Annotated in this window: 11 protein-coding genes; 3 read left to right on the top strand and 8 right to left on the bottom strand. The window is 62.8% G+C overall.

Annotation, left to right across the window (positions count from 1 at the left end; translation table 11 throughout):
• Positions 1 to 85: 85 nt before the first annotated feature.
• The 8 genes from NKJ35_RS11800 to NKJ35_RS11765 all read right to left on the bottom strand — a co-directional run bounded on the left by NKJ35_RS11800 (position 86) and on the right by NKJ35_RS11765 (position 12,445).
• Entirely contained in the window at positions 86 to 1,714 is a 1,629-nt protein-coding gene (locus NKJ35_RS11800; RefSeq protein WP_352647155.1) for an alpha-D-glucose phosphate-specific phosphoglucomutase, read from the bottom strand.
• Between the two features lie 3 nt (positions 1,715 to 1,717).
• Complete coding sequence (gene glgA / locus NKJ35_RS11795) at positions 1,718 to 3,163, bottom strand: glycogen synthase GlgA (RefSeq protein ID WP_352647153.1); 1,446 nt, start codon at positions 3,161 to 3,163, stop codon at positions 1,718 to 1,720.
• 3 nt (positions 3,164 to 3,166) lie between these two features.
• Entirely contained in the window at positions 3,167 to 4,432 is a 1,266-nt protein-coding gene (gene glgC / locus NKJ35_RS11790; protein ID WP_254819896.1) for a glucose-1-phosphate adenylyltransferase, read from the bottom strand.
• A 35-nt stretch (positions 4,433 to 4,467) separates the two neighbouring features.
• Positions 4,468 to 6,681, bottom strand: a complete 2,214-nt coding sequence (gene glgB / locus NKJ35_RS11785) for a 1,4-alpha-glucan branching protein GlgB (RefSeq protein ID WP_352647151.1) — start codon at positions 6,679 to 6,681, stop codon at positions 4,468 to 4,470.
• A gap of 141 nt (positions 6,682 to 6,822) precedes the next feature.
• Entirely contained in the window at positions 6,823 to 9,291 is a 2,469-nt protein-coding gene (locus tag NKJ35_RS11780) for a glycogen/starch/alpha-glucan phosphorylase (protein WP_352647149.1), read from the bottom strand.
• A gap of 175 nt (positions 9,292 to 9,466) precedes the next feature.
• Complete coding sequence (locus tag NKJ35_RS11775; protein WP_254819893.1) at positions 9,467 to 10,249, bottom strand: ATP-binding cassette domain-containing protein; 783 nt, start codon at positions 10,247 to 10,249, stop codon at positions 9,467 to 9,469.
• Positions 10,250 to 10,251: 2 nt separating this feature from the next.
• Positions 10,252 to 11,313, bottom strand: a complete 1,062-nt coding sequence (locus NKJ35_RS11770) for an ABC transporter permease (RefSeq protein ID WP_352479482.1) — start codon at positions 11,311 to 11,313, stop codon at positions 10,252 to 10,254.
• Positions 11,314 to 11,467: 154 nt separating this feature from the next.
• Positions 11,468 to 12,445 carry a sugar ABC transporter substrate-binding protein gene (locus tag NKJ35_RS11765; RefSeq protein WP_502894341.1) on the bottom strand — a complete coding sequence of 326 codons (978 nt, stop codon included), beginning with the start codon at positions 12,443 to 12,445 and terminating at the stop codon, positions 11,468 to 11,470.
• Positions 12,446 to 12,711: 266 nt separating this feature from the next.
• Between NKJ35_RS11765 and NKJ35_RS11760 the strand changes: the two genes are divergently transcribed.
• Genes NKJ35_RS11760 through NKJ35_RS11750 form a run of 3 tightly spaced genes read left to right on the top strand, consistent with a single transcriptional unit; the run spans position 12,712 to position 15,310 of the window.
• Positions 12,712 to 13,941 (top strand): ROK family transcriptional regulator, encoded by a 1,230-nt coding sequence (locus tag NKJ35_RS11760; protein ID WP_352507573.1) that lies wholly within the window; start codon positions 12,712 to 12,714, stop codon positions 13,939 to 13,941.
• A 2-nt stretch (positions 13,942 to 13,943) separates the two neighbouring features.
• Positions 13,944 to 14,390 (top strand): RbsD/FucU family protein, encoded by a 447-nt coding sequence (locus NKJ35_RS11755; protein WP_352647146.1) that lies wholly within the window; start codon positions 13,944 to 13,946, stop codon positions 14,388 to 14,390.
• On the top strand, positions 14,387 to 15,310 hold the full coding sequence (locus NKJ35_RS11750; protein WP_352647144.1) for a carbohydrate kinase family protein: 924 nt from the start codon (positions 14,387 to 14,389) through the stop codon (positions 15,308 to 15,310). Before NKJ35_RS11755 ends, NKJ35_RS11750 begins: the two co-directional genes overlap by 4 nt.
• Positions 15,311 to 15,331: the final 21 nt, after the last annotated feature.

Genomic DNA, 15,331 nt, shown 5'->3' with positions numbered 1-15,331 from the left:
TTCGCTCGGCCACCTTCTCCCGCAAGGGGAGAAGGGGGAGCCTCGCAACGCAGGCCGAACTCAGACGGCCGACTGTCAACCAAAGTCACGTAATCACGCTCGGCTTGGCGCGACCGGTATGGCTGCGAATCCCGGCGATGTCGTCGGCCGCCGCGATCAGGTCGGCAAGCGCCTCCTGGGTGTCGAGATCGTGGCGGCTGTTGTCCGGCTCGTAGCGCTCGACATAAAGCCGCAGTGTCGCGCCCGAGGTGCCGGTGCCGGACAGGCGGAAGACGACGCGTGAGCCACCTTCGAACAACACCCTGATGCCCTGGTTCTTGCTGACCGAGCCGTCGACCGGATCGTGATAGGCGAAATCATCGGCGCTGGCGATCGTCATGCCGCGCACGCTGGTGCCAGGCAGCGAGCCGAGCTTGGCGCGCAGTTCGTCGACGAGCGCATTGGCACGGTCGGTCTCGACCTCCTCGTAATCGTGCCGCGAATAGTAATTGCGGCCGTAGGCTGCCCAATGCTGGGTGACGATCTCACTGGCGGTTTCGCCGCGCACGGCAAGGATGTTGAGCCACAAAAGCACGGCCCACAGGCCGTCCTTTTCGCGGACATGGTTAGAGCCGGTCCCCGCACTCTCCTCGCCGCAGATCGTTGCCATGCCCGCATCGAGCAGATTGCCGAAAAACTTCCAGCCGGTCGGCGTCTCGTAGATGCCGATGCCGAGCTTTTCGGCGACACGGTCGGCAGCACCGCTGGTCGGCATTGAACGCGCGATACCTTTCAGCCCGGCCTTGTAGCCCGGCGCCAGATGGGCGTTGGCGGCGAGCATCGCCAGCGAATCCGACGGGGTGATGAAAATGCCCTTGCCGATGATCAGGTTGCGGTCGCCATCGCCATCGGAGGCGGCGCCAAAGTCTGGCGCATTCGGCCCCATCATCTCGTCGTAGAGGTGTTTTGCATGCACCAGATTGGGATCGGGATGGTGGCCGCCGAAATCCGGCAGCGGAATGAAATTGCGGGCGGTGCCGTTCGGCGCGCCGAGCCGGTTTTCGAGGATCTCCTTGGCGTAGGGGCCGGTCACCGCATGCATGGCATCGAAGCGCATGCGGAAGCCCGATTTGAACAGCGCCCGCAAGGCCTCGAAATCGAACAGGCTTTCCATCAGATCGGCATAGTCGGCAACCGGATCGATGATTTCGACGGTCATGTCAGCCGCCTTGACCGTCCCGATCGTGTCGATGTCGACCGGCCCGATATCGGCGATCTTGAAGCTTGAAATCGCCCTGGTTTTTTCGAAGATCGCATCGGTCAGCTTTTCCGGCGCCGGGCCGCCGTTGCCGGCATTGTACTTGATCCCGAAATCCTCATGTGGGCCACCCGGATTGTGGCTGGCCGACAAGATGATGCCGCCGAAGGTTTTGTATTTGCGGATTACATGCGAAGCGGCCGGCGTCGACAAGATGCCGCGCTGCCCCACCATCACCTTGCCGAAGCCGTTTGCCGCGGCCATGGCGATGGCCTTCTGGATGACCTCGCGGTTATAAAAGCGGCCGTCGCCGCCGATCACCAGGGTTTTGCCATCGAATCCATCCAGCGCGTCGAAGATCGACTGGATGAAGTTCTCGACATAGTGCTCCTGCTGGAACACCGGGACTTTCTTGCGCAGCCCGGAGGTGCCGGGTTTCTGGTCGGGATAGGGTTTGGTGGCGACGGTGCGGATCATCAGTCAGGCAGCCCTTTTCGAAAGCAGCAAGCGATAGAGTTGAACATATTTTTCGGCGCTTTTGTCCCACGAAACGTCGGCCTTCATGCCTTGCCGCTGCATCGACGTCCACACCGTGGGATTGCCATGCGCCTCGACAAGGCGGCGGACGGCGTGCAGCAAGGCGCCGGCATTGGCGGGCGCGAATTGGAAGCCGGTCGCCACGCCGGCCGAGATGGCGGCTTCGTTGGCATCGATGACCGTATCGGCAAGGCCGCCGGTGCGCGCGACGACCGGCACGCAGCCATAGCGCAGGCCGTAAAGTTGCGTCAGCCCGCAAGGTTCGAAGCGCGACGGGATGATGATGGCGTCGCAGCCGCCCTGCATGGTGTGGGAGAGCCCCTCGTCATAGCCGACGACGACGCCGATGCGGCCACGATGGCGGGCTGCGGCGGCAAGCAACGTGCCTTCCAGCCCAGCGTCGCCAGACCCAAGGATTGCCAGCCGTGCACCTGCCGCGACGATCCCGTCGACGGCAGCAGCCAATATGTCCATGCCCTTTTGCCAGGTCAGCCGGCTGACGACGCAGACGATCGGGCTGTCATCGCGATCGAGGCTGAAACGGTCCTCGACCGCGGCCTTGTTGGGCATTCGCGCCTTAAGCGTCTTTGCCGTGTAGTTGGAGACCAGATGCTTGTCGGTTTCCGGGTTCCATATCTCGGTATCGATGCCGTTGACGATGCCATGGAGATCGACGGAGCGCATGTTGATCAGGCCGTCGAGGCCCATGCCGAATTCGGGCAAACGGATTTCCTGCGCATAGGTCGGGCTGACCGTGGTGATCGCCCAGGCGGCCTGCAGGCCGGCCTTGAGGAAGCCGACGCCGCCGTAATATTCGACGCCGTCGAGCGCCATCGCCGCCGCCGGCAGGCCAAGCTCGCCAAAGATACCGGCGCCGAACTGGCCCTGGAAGGCGAGGTTGTGCACGGTGATCATCGACGGCGTGCCCACCGCCTTGCCGTAGCGCATGTAGGCGAGCGTCATTGCCGACTGCCAGTCATGGGCATGGACGATATCGGGCAGGTAGCCCGAGATGGAGCCCCCGGCGATGTCGCCGCCTACCTGGCTCAAGGCAGCGAACCGCCGCCAATTGTCCGGCCAGTCGGCGCCGGTCGCGTTGCCGTATGGACCGCCGGGGCGGTCGAAAAGATGCGGCGCGTCGAGCACGAACAGGTCGAGGCCGGCGATCTGGACGGCGTGCACCGACGCCTTGCCGCCCTGCAGCAACGGATATTGCTGAACCGCCTTCTTTTTCTTGAAGGCGCCCATCACCTGCGGGTAGCCGGGGACGAGCGTGCGCATGGTGACGCCCTTGCCGGCCAATGCCATGGGCAAGGCGCCGGTTACGTCGGCGAGCCCTCCGGTCTTGACCAGCGGAAAGATCTCGGGCGCCACCGACAGAACCTGCATGCACTACGATCCCAGCCTGTTGATCATGTCCTGCGTGACCAGGCAGATGCCTTTTTCCGAAACGCGGAAACGCTTGGCGTCGAGGACGGGATCCTCGCCGACCACCAGCCCCTCCGGAATCCTGACGCCGTGATCGATGACTACGCGCTTCAGCCTGGCGTTGCGGCCGACATGGACGTCGGGCAGCATGACGACCTCCTCCAGTGTCGAATAGGAATTGATGCGCGCGCCGGTGAAGATCAGGCTTCGCTTCAGCGAAGCGCCCGAAACGATGCAATCGCCCGACACGAGAGACGACACGGCCGACCCGCGGCGGCCATCCTCGTCATGCACGAACTTTGCCGGCGGCTTCAACTCGGCATAAGTCCAGATCGGCCAGTCGCGGTCGTAGAGGTCGAGTTCCGGCGTGATGTCGGTCAGGTCGATATTGGCCTCCCAATAGGCGTCGACCGTGCCGACGTCGCGCCAATAGGCCTCGTTCTCGGCGGTCGAGCGCACGCAGGATTTGGCGAAGCGATGGGCGATCGCCTTTCCGTGCTCGACGATGTAGGGGATGATGTCCTTGCCGAAGTCGCGGCTCGAGCCGGGCTCTGCCGCGTCGCGACGCAACTGCTCCATCAGGAACTTGGTCTTGAACACATAGATTCCCATCGAGGCCAGCGCAAAATCCGGTTTGTCGGGAATGCCCGGCGGATCGGCGGGCTTTTCGATGAACGAGATGATGGTGTCCTTGGGATCGACATGCATGACGCCGAAGCCGGTAGCTTCCATGCGTGGCACTTCGAGGCAGCCGACGGTGACGTCGGCGCCGGCCTCGACATGTTGGCGCAGCATCATTTCGTAGTCCATCTTGTAGACATGGTCGCCGGCCAGGATGACCATGTATTCCGGCCCATAGGCCTCGATGATGTCGATGTTCTGGTAAACGGCGTCGGCGGTGCCCTCGTACCATTGCGTTTCCGACACACGCTGGCTGGCCGGCAGGATGTCGAAGCTCTCGTTGCGCTCGGGCCGCAGGAAGTTCCACCCGCGCTGCAGGTGGCGGATCAGCGAATGCGCCTTGTATTGGGTGGCGACGCCGAGGCGGCGGATACCGGAATTGAGCGCATTGGAGAGCGCGAAATCGATGATGCGGGTCTTGCCGCCAAAATAGACCGCCGGCTTGGCACGGCGGTCGGTCAGTTCCTTGAGCCGGCTGCCACGGCCGCCGGCCAGCACATAAGCCATGGCGTCGCGTGCCAGCGGCTGGGTTCGTTTTATTTCAGCCATTCTTATCCTCCCAGGTTAGATACTCCAGACATAGCTTAGTCTGGGACGAATTCGAGCATGATTGTCGACAGCGGCGGCAAAAGCATCGTCGCCGAAATGCCTCCTCCTTCCGCCTGAGCCTCGACCGCGCCGCTATTGCCCATGCCGGAACCGCCATAATCCGTGGCATCGGTGTTGATGATCTCGCGCCATTTTCCGGCCTGCGGCAACGGCACGCGATAGTTGTCGCGCGGCACCGGCGTGAAGTTGGAAATGACGGCGACCGGGTTGCCGCCCGGCGCGCTGCGCAGCCAGGCAAAGACCGAGTTCGCGCTGTCGTCGACGATCAGCCAGGAAAAGCCCTCCGGCTCGCAGTCGCGGGCATGCAGCGCCGGGCGCGAGCGGTAGAGATAGTTGAGGTCGCGCACCGTCTGCCAGACGCCACGGTGGAGCCGGAAATCGAGCAGGTTCCAGTCGAGCGCGCGCGCCTCGCTCCACTCGCGGCGCTGCGCGAACTCCTGGCCCATGAACAACAGCTTCTTGCCGGGATAGCCCCACATGAAGGCGTAATAGGCGCGCAGCGTCGCGAATTTCTGCCAGTCGTCGCCGGCCATCTTGTTGAGCAGCGTGCCTTTGCCGTGCACCACCTCGTCATGGGACAGCGGTAGCACGAAATTCTCGCTGAAGGCGTAGACCAGGCCGAAGGTGATGTCGTTGTGGTGATGCTTGCGGAAGATCGGCTCCTTGGAGAAATACTCCAGAGTGTCGTGCATGAAGCCCATGTTCCACTTGAAGCCGAAGCCCAGCCCGCCTTCATGCACTGGCTGCGAGACTTTCGGCCACGAGGTCGATTCCTCGGCGATGGTCATCACGCCCGGATGGTGGCCGTAGACCTCCTTGTTCATACGCTGCAGGAAGCTGACCGCCTCGAGGTTTTCGCGCCCGCCCTTCTCGTTGGGGATCCATTCGCCGGCCTTGCGCGAATAATCGAGATAAAGCATCGAGGCGACCGCATCGACGCGCAGTCCGTCGACGTGATATTTCTCGGCCCAGAACAGCGCATTGTTGACCAGAAACGAAATCACTTCGCGGCGCCCAAAATTATAGATCGCTGTGTTCCAGTCGGGATGGAAGCCCTTGCGCGGATCGGCATGTTCGTAGAGCGCGGTACCGTCGAACTTTGCCAGACCGTGTTCGTCAACAGGGAAATGCGCCGGCACCCAGTCGAGGATGACGCCGATGCCTGCACGGTGGGCGCCATCGACGAAGCGGGCAAAACCGCCCGGATCGCCAAAGCGGGCGCTCGGCGCATAAAGACCCGTCGTCTGGTAGCCCCAGGACGGGTCATAAGGGTGTTCGGAGATCGGCATGAATTCGATGTGGGTAAAACCGGTCTCGACCACGTAAGGGATCAGCCTGTCGGCGAGCTCATCCCACGACAGAAAGCTGCCGTCGTCGTGAAGCCGCCATGACCCGGCATGGACCTCGTAGATCGATACGGCTTCGCGCCTGTGGTCGGCATTGCGCCAGTAGTTCCGGTGCGCCTCGTCACCCCATTCATGCGCCGGCGGCAAAGCCGTCACCGAGGCGGTGGCCGGGCGCAGTTCGGACTTGAAGGCGAACGGATCGGCTTTGAGCGGCAATCTCACGCCATCCGGCCCGATGATTTCATACTTATAAGGGCGGCCAGCGCCGATGTCGGGAATGAACAGTTCCCAGATGCCGGTGTCGCGGCGGACGCGCATGGTATGCCTGCGGCCGTCCCACTCGTTGAAGTCGCCGACCACCGAGACGCGCCTTGCATTGGGCGCCCACACCGCAAAATGTACGCCCGATGCACCTTCATGGTCTATGAGATGGGCGCCGAGCTTGTCGAACAGCCTGAGATGCGATCCTTCGGCGATGTAATAATCGTCTAGCGGACCGAGCACGGGGCCGAAGGAATATGGATCGGTCAGCCACCAGTCACCGCCGGCGTTCCTGGCGTGGTAGCGCAGCGGCTGGCGTTTGCGCAGCGACAGTTTGCCTTCGAAGAAACCGCGATCGTCACGCCTCGACAGCTCGCCAGCCTTCTTGCCGGTCAGCGTGTAGGCAGTGACGGACTCGGCATGAGGAACGAAGCAACGGGCGACAAATCCCTTCCCAGCCTCATGCACGCCGAGCACGGCAAACGGGTCGCCGTGCGTGCCCGCGACAATCGCCGCGACATCGCTGGTTTGCGCCAGTCCGTCCGGCCCGCTTGTCGCAACGGTCGCGCGCGGCTTGCTCATCAGGCAGTGATCCTCCCCGGGGCACCAAGTGTGTGTTTCTAGTGAAGTTTTCGACAGTCACAGGCCGCCTGACCTTCCAAGGGATGCGAAGGTCAAATCACTCCACTAGGGCCACATTATTCCTGGACTCATGCAATCACATCAGGCGGGCACGTGCCAGATGTCTTTCGCATATTGGCGGATTGTGCGGTCGGACGAGAACCAGCCGACGCGGGCGACATTGCGGATCGCCCTGGCGTACCAGTCCGGGCTGTTGCGCCAGACGGCATCGACGTCGCGCTGGGTGGCGGCGTAGGCATCGAAATCCGCGGCGACCATGAACCAGTCGCTCTGGTAAAGACCGTTGATCAGATCGCGATAACGGTCCGGGTCGTCAGGTGAGAAGACGCCCGATGAAATCGCCGACAGCGCCTGCGCCAATTCGGGCGAGCCCTCGATCACGGCGCGCGGATCGTAACCATTGTTGCGCCGCTCGGCGACTTCCTCTGTGGTCAGGCCGAAGATGAAGATGTTGTCGTCGCCGACGCATTCCTTGATCTCGACATTGGCGCCGTCGAGCGTGCCGATGGTCAGCGCACCGTTCAGCGCGAACTTCATGTTGCCGGTGCCGGAGGCTTCCATGCCGGCGGTCGATATCTGCTCCGAAAGATCGGCGGCCGGCATCATGATCTCGGCCAGGCTGACATTGTAGTTCGGCACGAACACCACTTTCAGCAAGCCGCGCACCGCAGGGTCGCGGTTGATGACACGGGCGACGTCGTTGGCAAGTTTGATGATCAGCTTGGCATTGTGATAGCTGGGCGCCGCCTTGCCGCCGAAGAATTTGACGCGGGGCATCCAGTCGCGCTCTGGATGTGAGCGGATCTGGTCGTAAAGCGCGACCGCTTCGAGAATGTTCAAGAGCTGGCGCTTATATTCGTGGATGCGCTTGACCTGGATGTCGAACAGCGCCGAGGGGTCCACCTTGATGCCGAGCCGGTCGGCAACAAGATTGGCAAGCCTCGTCTTGTTCGCCCGTTTGACGGCGGCGAACTTGTCGCGGAAGGCGGCGTCCCCGGCGAAAGGATCAAGCCGCTTTATCTCGTCGATGTCGTCGAGGAAACCGTCGCCAATCGCCTCTCGGGTGAGTGTCGTGAGGCCGGGATTGCACTGGATCAGCCAGCGCCGCGGTGTAATCCCGTTGGTCTTGTTGTTGATGCGGTCCGGGTAGAGCCTGTGGAGATCAGCAAACACCGTCTCCTTCATCAATTCCGTGTGCAGGGCCGAGACGCCGTTGATCGAGTGCGAGCCGACAAAGGCCAGATTGCCCATGCGCACGCGGCGATCGCCATTTTCCTGGATCAGCGAGATGCGGCTGATCTGCTCGTCCGAGAACTGGTCGGAGGCGCGCGCCTCGAGCAGCACTTCGGCGTTGATGGCGTAGACGATCTGCATGTGGCGCGGCAACAGCCGCTCAAACAGCGGCACGGGCCAGCTTTCGAGCGCTTCGGGAAGCAGCGTGTGGTTGGTGTAGCCGAAGGTGCGCTTGGTGATGCTCCAGGCCTGGTCGAAATCCATGCCGTGGACATCCATCAACAGGCGCATCAGCTCAGCTACGGCGATCGCCGGATGGGTGTCGTTGAGATGGATCGCCGCCTTGTCGGGCAGCGATTGCAAGTCGCCATACTGGCTAAGATGACGCTGGACGATGTCCTGCAGCGAGGCGGTGGAGAAGAAATACTCCTGCCTCAGTCGCAGCTCCTGGCCGGCCTTGTGGGAATCGGCCGGGTAAAGGACGCGCGACAATGCATCGGCCTTGTTGCTTTCGGCGAGCGCGCCGATGTGATCGCCGGCGTTGAACTTGTCGAGCAGGATCGGGTCGACCGGCATGCCGGACCACAGACGCAGCGTATTGACGCGATTGGCCCGCCAGCCGACCACTGGCGTATCGTAAGCAACGGCCAGAACATGTTCGGTCGGCTTCCAGACGTGGCGCTCGAGCCTGCCGTCCTTCGAGGTGATCGATTCCACCGAGCCGCCGAAGCCGACCTCGAAGGAGCGCTCGCGGCGTTCGAACTCCCAGGGATTGCCGTGATCGAGCCATGTCTCGGGCAGTTCCACCTGCCAGCCGTCATGAATCTCCTGCCGAAACATGCCGTTGGCATAGCGAATGCCGTAGCCATGCGCGGGGATATCGACGGTAGCCATGCTTTCCATGAAACAGGCGGCGAGCCGGCCAAGACCGCCATTGCCAAGGGCAGCGTCCGGTTCGAGCGCTGCAATGATGTCGAGGTCGACGCCAAGCGACGACAGCGCCTCGCGCATATTGTCCATCAGGCCGAGATTGGAGAAGGCATCGCGCATCAGGCGGCCGATGAGGAATTCCAGCGACAGGTAATAGACCCGCTTTTCCTGCTGGGCGTAGGCCTCTTGGGTTGCCTGCATCCAGTGATCGACGATGCGGTCGCGCACAACCTTGATTGAGGCGGTAAGCCAATCGTACTGGGTTGCAACGTTGGTGCCCTTGCCGACCCTGTATTTGAGGGCCTGCAAGACTTCGTCGGCGAGCGTCTTGGGATCCGGGTTTTCGAGTGTGGGCGGAGGAGCTTCGGTTGTCATCGCGCGCGTCATGCTGCCTCTCGTGACGTTGCCAGGATCATGCGGCTTTCACCATCTCTACCAATGCTAGTGTATCCCACAGGATGTTCAATCGATTCAGTCGACCGAAAGCCGGGTTGCCCTGCGGCAATTTGGCATTTGGAAACAGCGCGTTCGGGTTCCTCGGCGATGGGCCTCAAGCTCTTGCTCAAGCTGCCAGCGCCGCTTCCGGCGGCACCTTGGCGCCGGTCATGAAGGCGACGGCGTCGGACATCGTATGCTGCTTGGGATCGATGACACACAGGCGACGGCCAAGCCGATGAATGTGGATGCGGTCGGCCACCTCGAAGACATGCGGCATGTTGTGTGAAATCAGCACGATCGGCAGGCCTCGCTTCTTCACGTCGAGGATCAATTCGAGGACGCGGCGGCTCTCCTTGACGCCAAGTGCCGCCGTCGGCTCATCCATGATCACCACCCGGCTGCCAAAGGCGGCGGCGCGCGCCACCGCCACACCCTGACGCTGGCCGCCAGAAAGCGTTTCCACGGCCTGGCTGATGTTCTGGATGGTCATCAGGCCAAGCTCCGTGAGCTTGTCGCGAGCGCGCTTTTCCATGGCTGGGCGATCGAGCATGCGCAGCCATTCGCCGAGGAACCCCGGCTTGCGTATCTCGCGGCCGAGGAACATGTTGTCGGCGATAGACAGCGCCGGCGACAGAGCCAGGTTCTGGTAGACGGTCTCGATGCCGGCCTCGCGGGCCTCCATCGGCGACTTGAAGGCGACGGGCTTGCCTTCAAGCCGGATCTCACCTTCATCGGGCACGACCGCGCCGGAAATCGCCTTGATGAGCGACGATTTGCCGGCGCCATTGTCGCCGATGACGGCAAGGATTTCGCCCGGATAGAGATCGAAATCGGCATTGTCGAGTGCGGTAACGCGACCGTAGCGCTTGACCAGGCTGCGCGCGGTGAGGATGGGTTCCTGGGTCATGGCTATGCCGAAACCTTTCTGATCCATTGATCGATCGCCACGGCGCCGATGATCAGCACGCCGGTGAGCAGCACCTTCCACTGCGGATCGGCGCCCAGCATGTTGAGGCCCATCGAGACGACGCCGACGATCATGGCGCCGAACAGCGTGCCGAGGATCGAGCCGCGCCCGCCGAACAGCGAAATACCGCCGATCACCGTCGCGGTGATGGCCTGAAGATTGTAGTCGGTCACGGCGGCGGAAGGCGAGATCGAGCCATTGCGGCCGATGGAGACCCAGGCTGCGAAGGCGGCGATCAGCCCGGCAAGGGCATAGACCGTCACCAGCACCTTCTTCGTCTGGATGCCCGACAGTTTCGCGGCCTCCTGATCGTCGCCAACCGCGTAGACATGGCGGCCCCACGCGGTGTGGTTGAGCACGTACCAGAGGACCAACACGAGAACGACCATGGCAATGACGCCAAGCGTCAGCACGGCCGTGCCGACCTTAAAGCTCAAGGCAAACAGGTGCAGCAGAGGCGCCTGAACGTCGACGTCGGTGTCGCGGATCGTCTCATTGGCCGAATAGATGAAGTTGGTGGCCATGACGATGTTCCAGGTGCCCAGCGTCACGATGAATGGCGGCAGCTTCATGTAGGCGACCAGCACCCCGTTGAGCAGGCCGCATGCGCCACCAGCGACAAGCCCGATTGCCACCGCGAGCACGGCCGGCATACCGTAGCTGACCGCGCAATTGCCCATGATCACAGCCGAAATCACCATGATCACGCCAATCGACAGGTCGATGCCGGCGGTCAGGATTACCAGCGTCTGCGCGGCGCCCAGAATGCCGACAATGGCGATCTGCTGAAGGATCAGCGTCAGCGTATAGGATGAAAAAAAACGCCCGCCGATGGTGATGCCGAAGATAATTATCGCGAGAACCAGCACGATCAGCGGCACCGCTGCCGGCGTGGAATGCAGGAAATGCTGGGCGCGCTTGACGGCCGATTTATGCTCGTCGAACGCGGCGACGCTTGTGTCGCTGCTCGATAGAACTTTTTCGAATTCTTGTGCTTGAGACATGTTTCCTCCCCTGGGCTTCAGCCAAGAGCCAACGCCGTCCACGCCTTCCGGTCTGCCGCCGGGACTATTTGCGTTTAGACCGGCACATCGTCCACCCTGAGCGGCCGGGGATCAAGCCCCGGCCGATCGCGATCTGTTGCCGGTCAGGCCAGCCTCAGCCCCAGCACTTGGCGAGGCCTTCCTTGGTGTCGATGGACTTCACACCGTTGGCGGGCTTGTCGGTGACAAGGTTGACGCCGGTGTCGAAGAAGTTCTTGCCTTCGGTCGGCTTCGGCTTCGTCCCGTCCTTGGCGAAAGTGGCGATCGCCTCGATGCCGAGCGCCGCCATTTGCAGCGGATATTGCTGCGAGGTAGCGCCGATTACGCCTTCGGTGACCGACTTCACGCCGGGGCAACCACCGTCGACCGAGACGATCAGCACCTGGCTTTCGAGACCGACGGCCTTGAGCGCCTGGTAGGCACCGACAGCTGCCGGCTCGTTGATGGTGTGGATGACGTTGATGGTGTTGTCCTTCTGCAGAAGGTTCTCCATCGCCTTGCGGCCGCCCTCTTCATTGCCGTTCGTCACGTCATGGCCAACGATGCGCGGGTCGTCCTCGTCGCCAATCTTGTTGGGGTCCTTCACGTCGATGCCGAAGCCCATCATGAAGCCCTGGTCGCGCAGCACGTCCACCGTCGGCTGCGACGGCGTCAGGTCGAGGAAGCCGATCTTGGCATCCTTGGCCTTATCGCCGAGTGTCGCGGCGGCCCATGCGCCGATCAGCTTGCCGGCTTCCAGATTGTCCGTCGCGAAGGTCGCGTCAGCCGCATCGATCGGATCAAGCGGCGTGTCGAGCGCGATCACCAACAGCCCGGCGTCCCGCGCTTTCTTCACCGTCGGCACGATGCCCTTGGTATCGGACGCGGTGATGAGGATACCCTTGGCGCCGTCGGCGATGCAGCTCTCGATTGCAGCAACCTGGCTCTCGCTGTCGCCGTCGATCTTGCCGGCGTAAGTCTTGAGATCGACGCCAAGCTCCTTGGCCTTGGCCGTCGCACCTTCCTTCATCTTGACGAAGAAGGGATTGGTGTCGGTCTTGGTGATCAAGCAGGCGCCGACCCCGGCGGCCGACGCCGTCGACGCAAAGGCCATCAGGCTCAGTCCGGCCGCGGCGAACACGGTGGATTTCAACAGTTTTGACGTGGTCACGATTTTCCTCCCATGGAACCATTTAGGATGCCGGCCAACCGACATCTGCAGCGCGTCCGACGAAATCTCCCAGCATCGGCGCCGATCCCAAGAGACACCAGTCCGCCAGCACTGTCAATAATTAAATCACTCTTATTTATTATTGACAACGCAGGATTGTTCACCCACTCTAGACCAAAAGCATTGAGGGGAAACGACGGAGGAACAGGGTGGAGACCGGCGTTACGAGGCACGGTTCGCCCAATGCGGCCGAAAGCCGTCTGCACCGCGGCACCAATCAAAGCGGCATGCGGGACCACAATGAGCGGCTGGTGCTGTCGCTGGTGCGCCAGCATGGCAGCCTGGCCAAATCCGACATTGCACGCATGACCGGCCTTTCGGCGCAGACGGTCTCGGTGATCATGCGCGAGCTGGAGGAGGACGACCTGCTCGTCCGCCAGGCGCCGTTGCGCGGCAAGATCGGCCAGCCCTCGATACCCATGGCGCTCAATCCCGACGGTGCCTATTTCATCGGCCTGAAGATCGGCCGCCGCAGCGCCGAATTGGTGCTGATCGATTTCCTCGGCAACGTACGCTCGATGCTGCAGCATTCCTACCGCTACCCTGCCCCGCGCGAGACGGTGGAATTCGTCACAGGCGGCATGAACAAGATGCGCGGCGAGCTCACCCCGGCGCAAGACAAGCGCATTGCCGGGCTTGGCATCGCCATGCCGTTCGAATTGTGGAACTGGGCCGATACCGCGGGCGCGCCGCGCGAAATCATGGACGAATGGCGCCATCGCGACATCCGCGCCGACATCCAGGCGCAATGCGAATTTCCAGTCTATCTGCAGAACGATGCCACCTCGGCCTGCGGTGCCGAGCTCGTGTTCGGTCACGCGGCAGGTGCGGCACGCGATTTCGTCTATTTCTACATCGGCGCCTTTGCCGGCGGCGGCATCGTGCTGAACGGCCGGTTGTTTGGCGGCCCAACCGGCAATGCCGGCGCGCTGGGCTCGATGCCGGTGCCCGGGCCGGACGGCAAGCCGACGCAGTTGATCGACGTGGCGTCGATCGCCATGCTGGAAAAGGCGCTCAACGCGCGCGGCATCGAGGCCTCGCATCTGTGGACATCACCGGGGGACTGGGGCGAGATCGGCGCCGAGCTCGACGACTGGATCGCCAGCGCCTCGCAGGCGCTCGCCTATGCCATCGTTTCGGCGTCCTCCGTCATTGATTTCGAAGCCGCGGTGATCGACGGGTGGATGCCGCTTGCCGTGCGCAGGCGGCTTGTCGATGCCGTCATCCAGGCCATCGGCCGGATCGACGGCGAGGGCCTGAGGCTGCCGGCCATTCGTGAGGGAACCGTCGGCATCCATGCGCGGGCGCTGGGTGGCGCCAGCCTGCCGCTGTCGGAGCGCTTCCTCATCGGTTCGACCACGATTTCCCGGAGCTTCTGAGCATGCTGATCGGCATCCCGGCGCTGCTCGGCCCGGAGTTTCTGGCGATATTGCGCGCCATGGGCCATGGCGACGAGATAGCCTTGGTCGACGGCAACTACCCGGCCGAGCAGCAGGCACAGCGGCTGATCCGCGCCGACGGTCATCATCTCGTCCCGGTGCTCGATGCGGTATTGAGCGTATTGCCGGTCGACGACGCCGTGCCGCAGGCGCTGTTTCGCGCCTCGGCCAAAGGCGATCCCCTGCTCGCCGATCCGGTTCACCATGAGATGGAAGCGATCTGCGCCAGCCGTGCGCCGGGCCGCAAGGTGGTTGCGCTTGCCGGCGCCGACTTTTATGCACGGGTCAAGGCCGCACATGCAATTGTCGCGACGAGCGAGCCGCGGCTTTATGCCAACATCATCATTCGCAAGGGCGTGATCTATCCGCCGGAAAGCAAGACTTCATGATCCTCTGCTGTGGCGAAGCCCTGATCGATATGCTGCCGCGGACCACGACGGAGGGCGAGTCGGCCTTTGCGCCCTATGTTGGTGGTGCCGTCTTCAACTCGGCAATTGCGCTTGGCCGGCTCGGCGCGCCCGCTGCCTTCTTCTCCGGCCTGTCGTCGGATCTGTTCGGGGGCCAGCTCAGGGAGGCACTGGGAGCCAGCAAGGTCAGTTCCACCTATGCACACACCTCGCCGCGCCCGACTACGCTCGCCTTCGTGCGGCTCAACAACGGCCAGGCGACCTACACCTTCTACGACGAGAACACCGCCGGGCGCATGCTGACCATCGAGGACCTGCCGGAACTCGGCAGCGAGATCGAGGCCATGCTGTTCGGCGCCATCAGCCTGATCTCGGAGCCGGCCGGGTCGGCCTATGAAGAGTTCATGCGACGCGAGCATGAGCGCCGAGTGATGATGCTCGACCCCAACATCCGGCCAAACTTCATTCCCGACAAGGCCAAGCACCTCAGGCGCATCCGCGGCATGATGGCGATGGCCGACATCGTCAAATTGTCGGACGAGGATCTGAACTGGTTCGACGAAGCCGGCTCGCATGAGGACGTCGTGCGCAACTGGCTGGACCGCGGTCCGAAGCTGATCGTCGTCACCCACGGCAGCGAGGGCGCGGTCGGTTACAGCAGCCGGCACCGGGTCACGGTCGTGCCGGACAAGGTCGAGGTGGTCGATACGGTCGGCGCCGGCGACACATTCAATGCCGGCATCCTTGCCTCCTTGCACGAACAGGGCCTGTTGTCGAAGACGGCCATCGCCGGCCTGCCGGAAGAAGCCATCCATAAGGCGCTGACGCTCGGCGCGAAAGCCGCGGCTGTGACGGTCTCGCGGGCCGGCGCCAACCCGCCGTCGCGGCATGAAATTGCCTAACCGGCTGGCAACACGCTCAAG

The sequence above is a fragment of the Mesorhizobium sp. M0136 genome (assembly GCF_040322515.1).
Lineage (GTDB): Bacteria > Pseudomonadota > Alphaproteobacteria > Rhizobiales > Rhizobiaceae > Mesorhizobium.
This window is presented reverse-complemented; position numbering and strand designations above follow the sequence as displayed.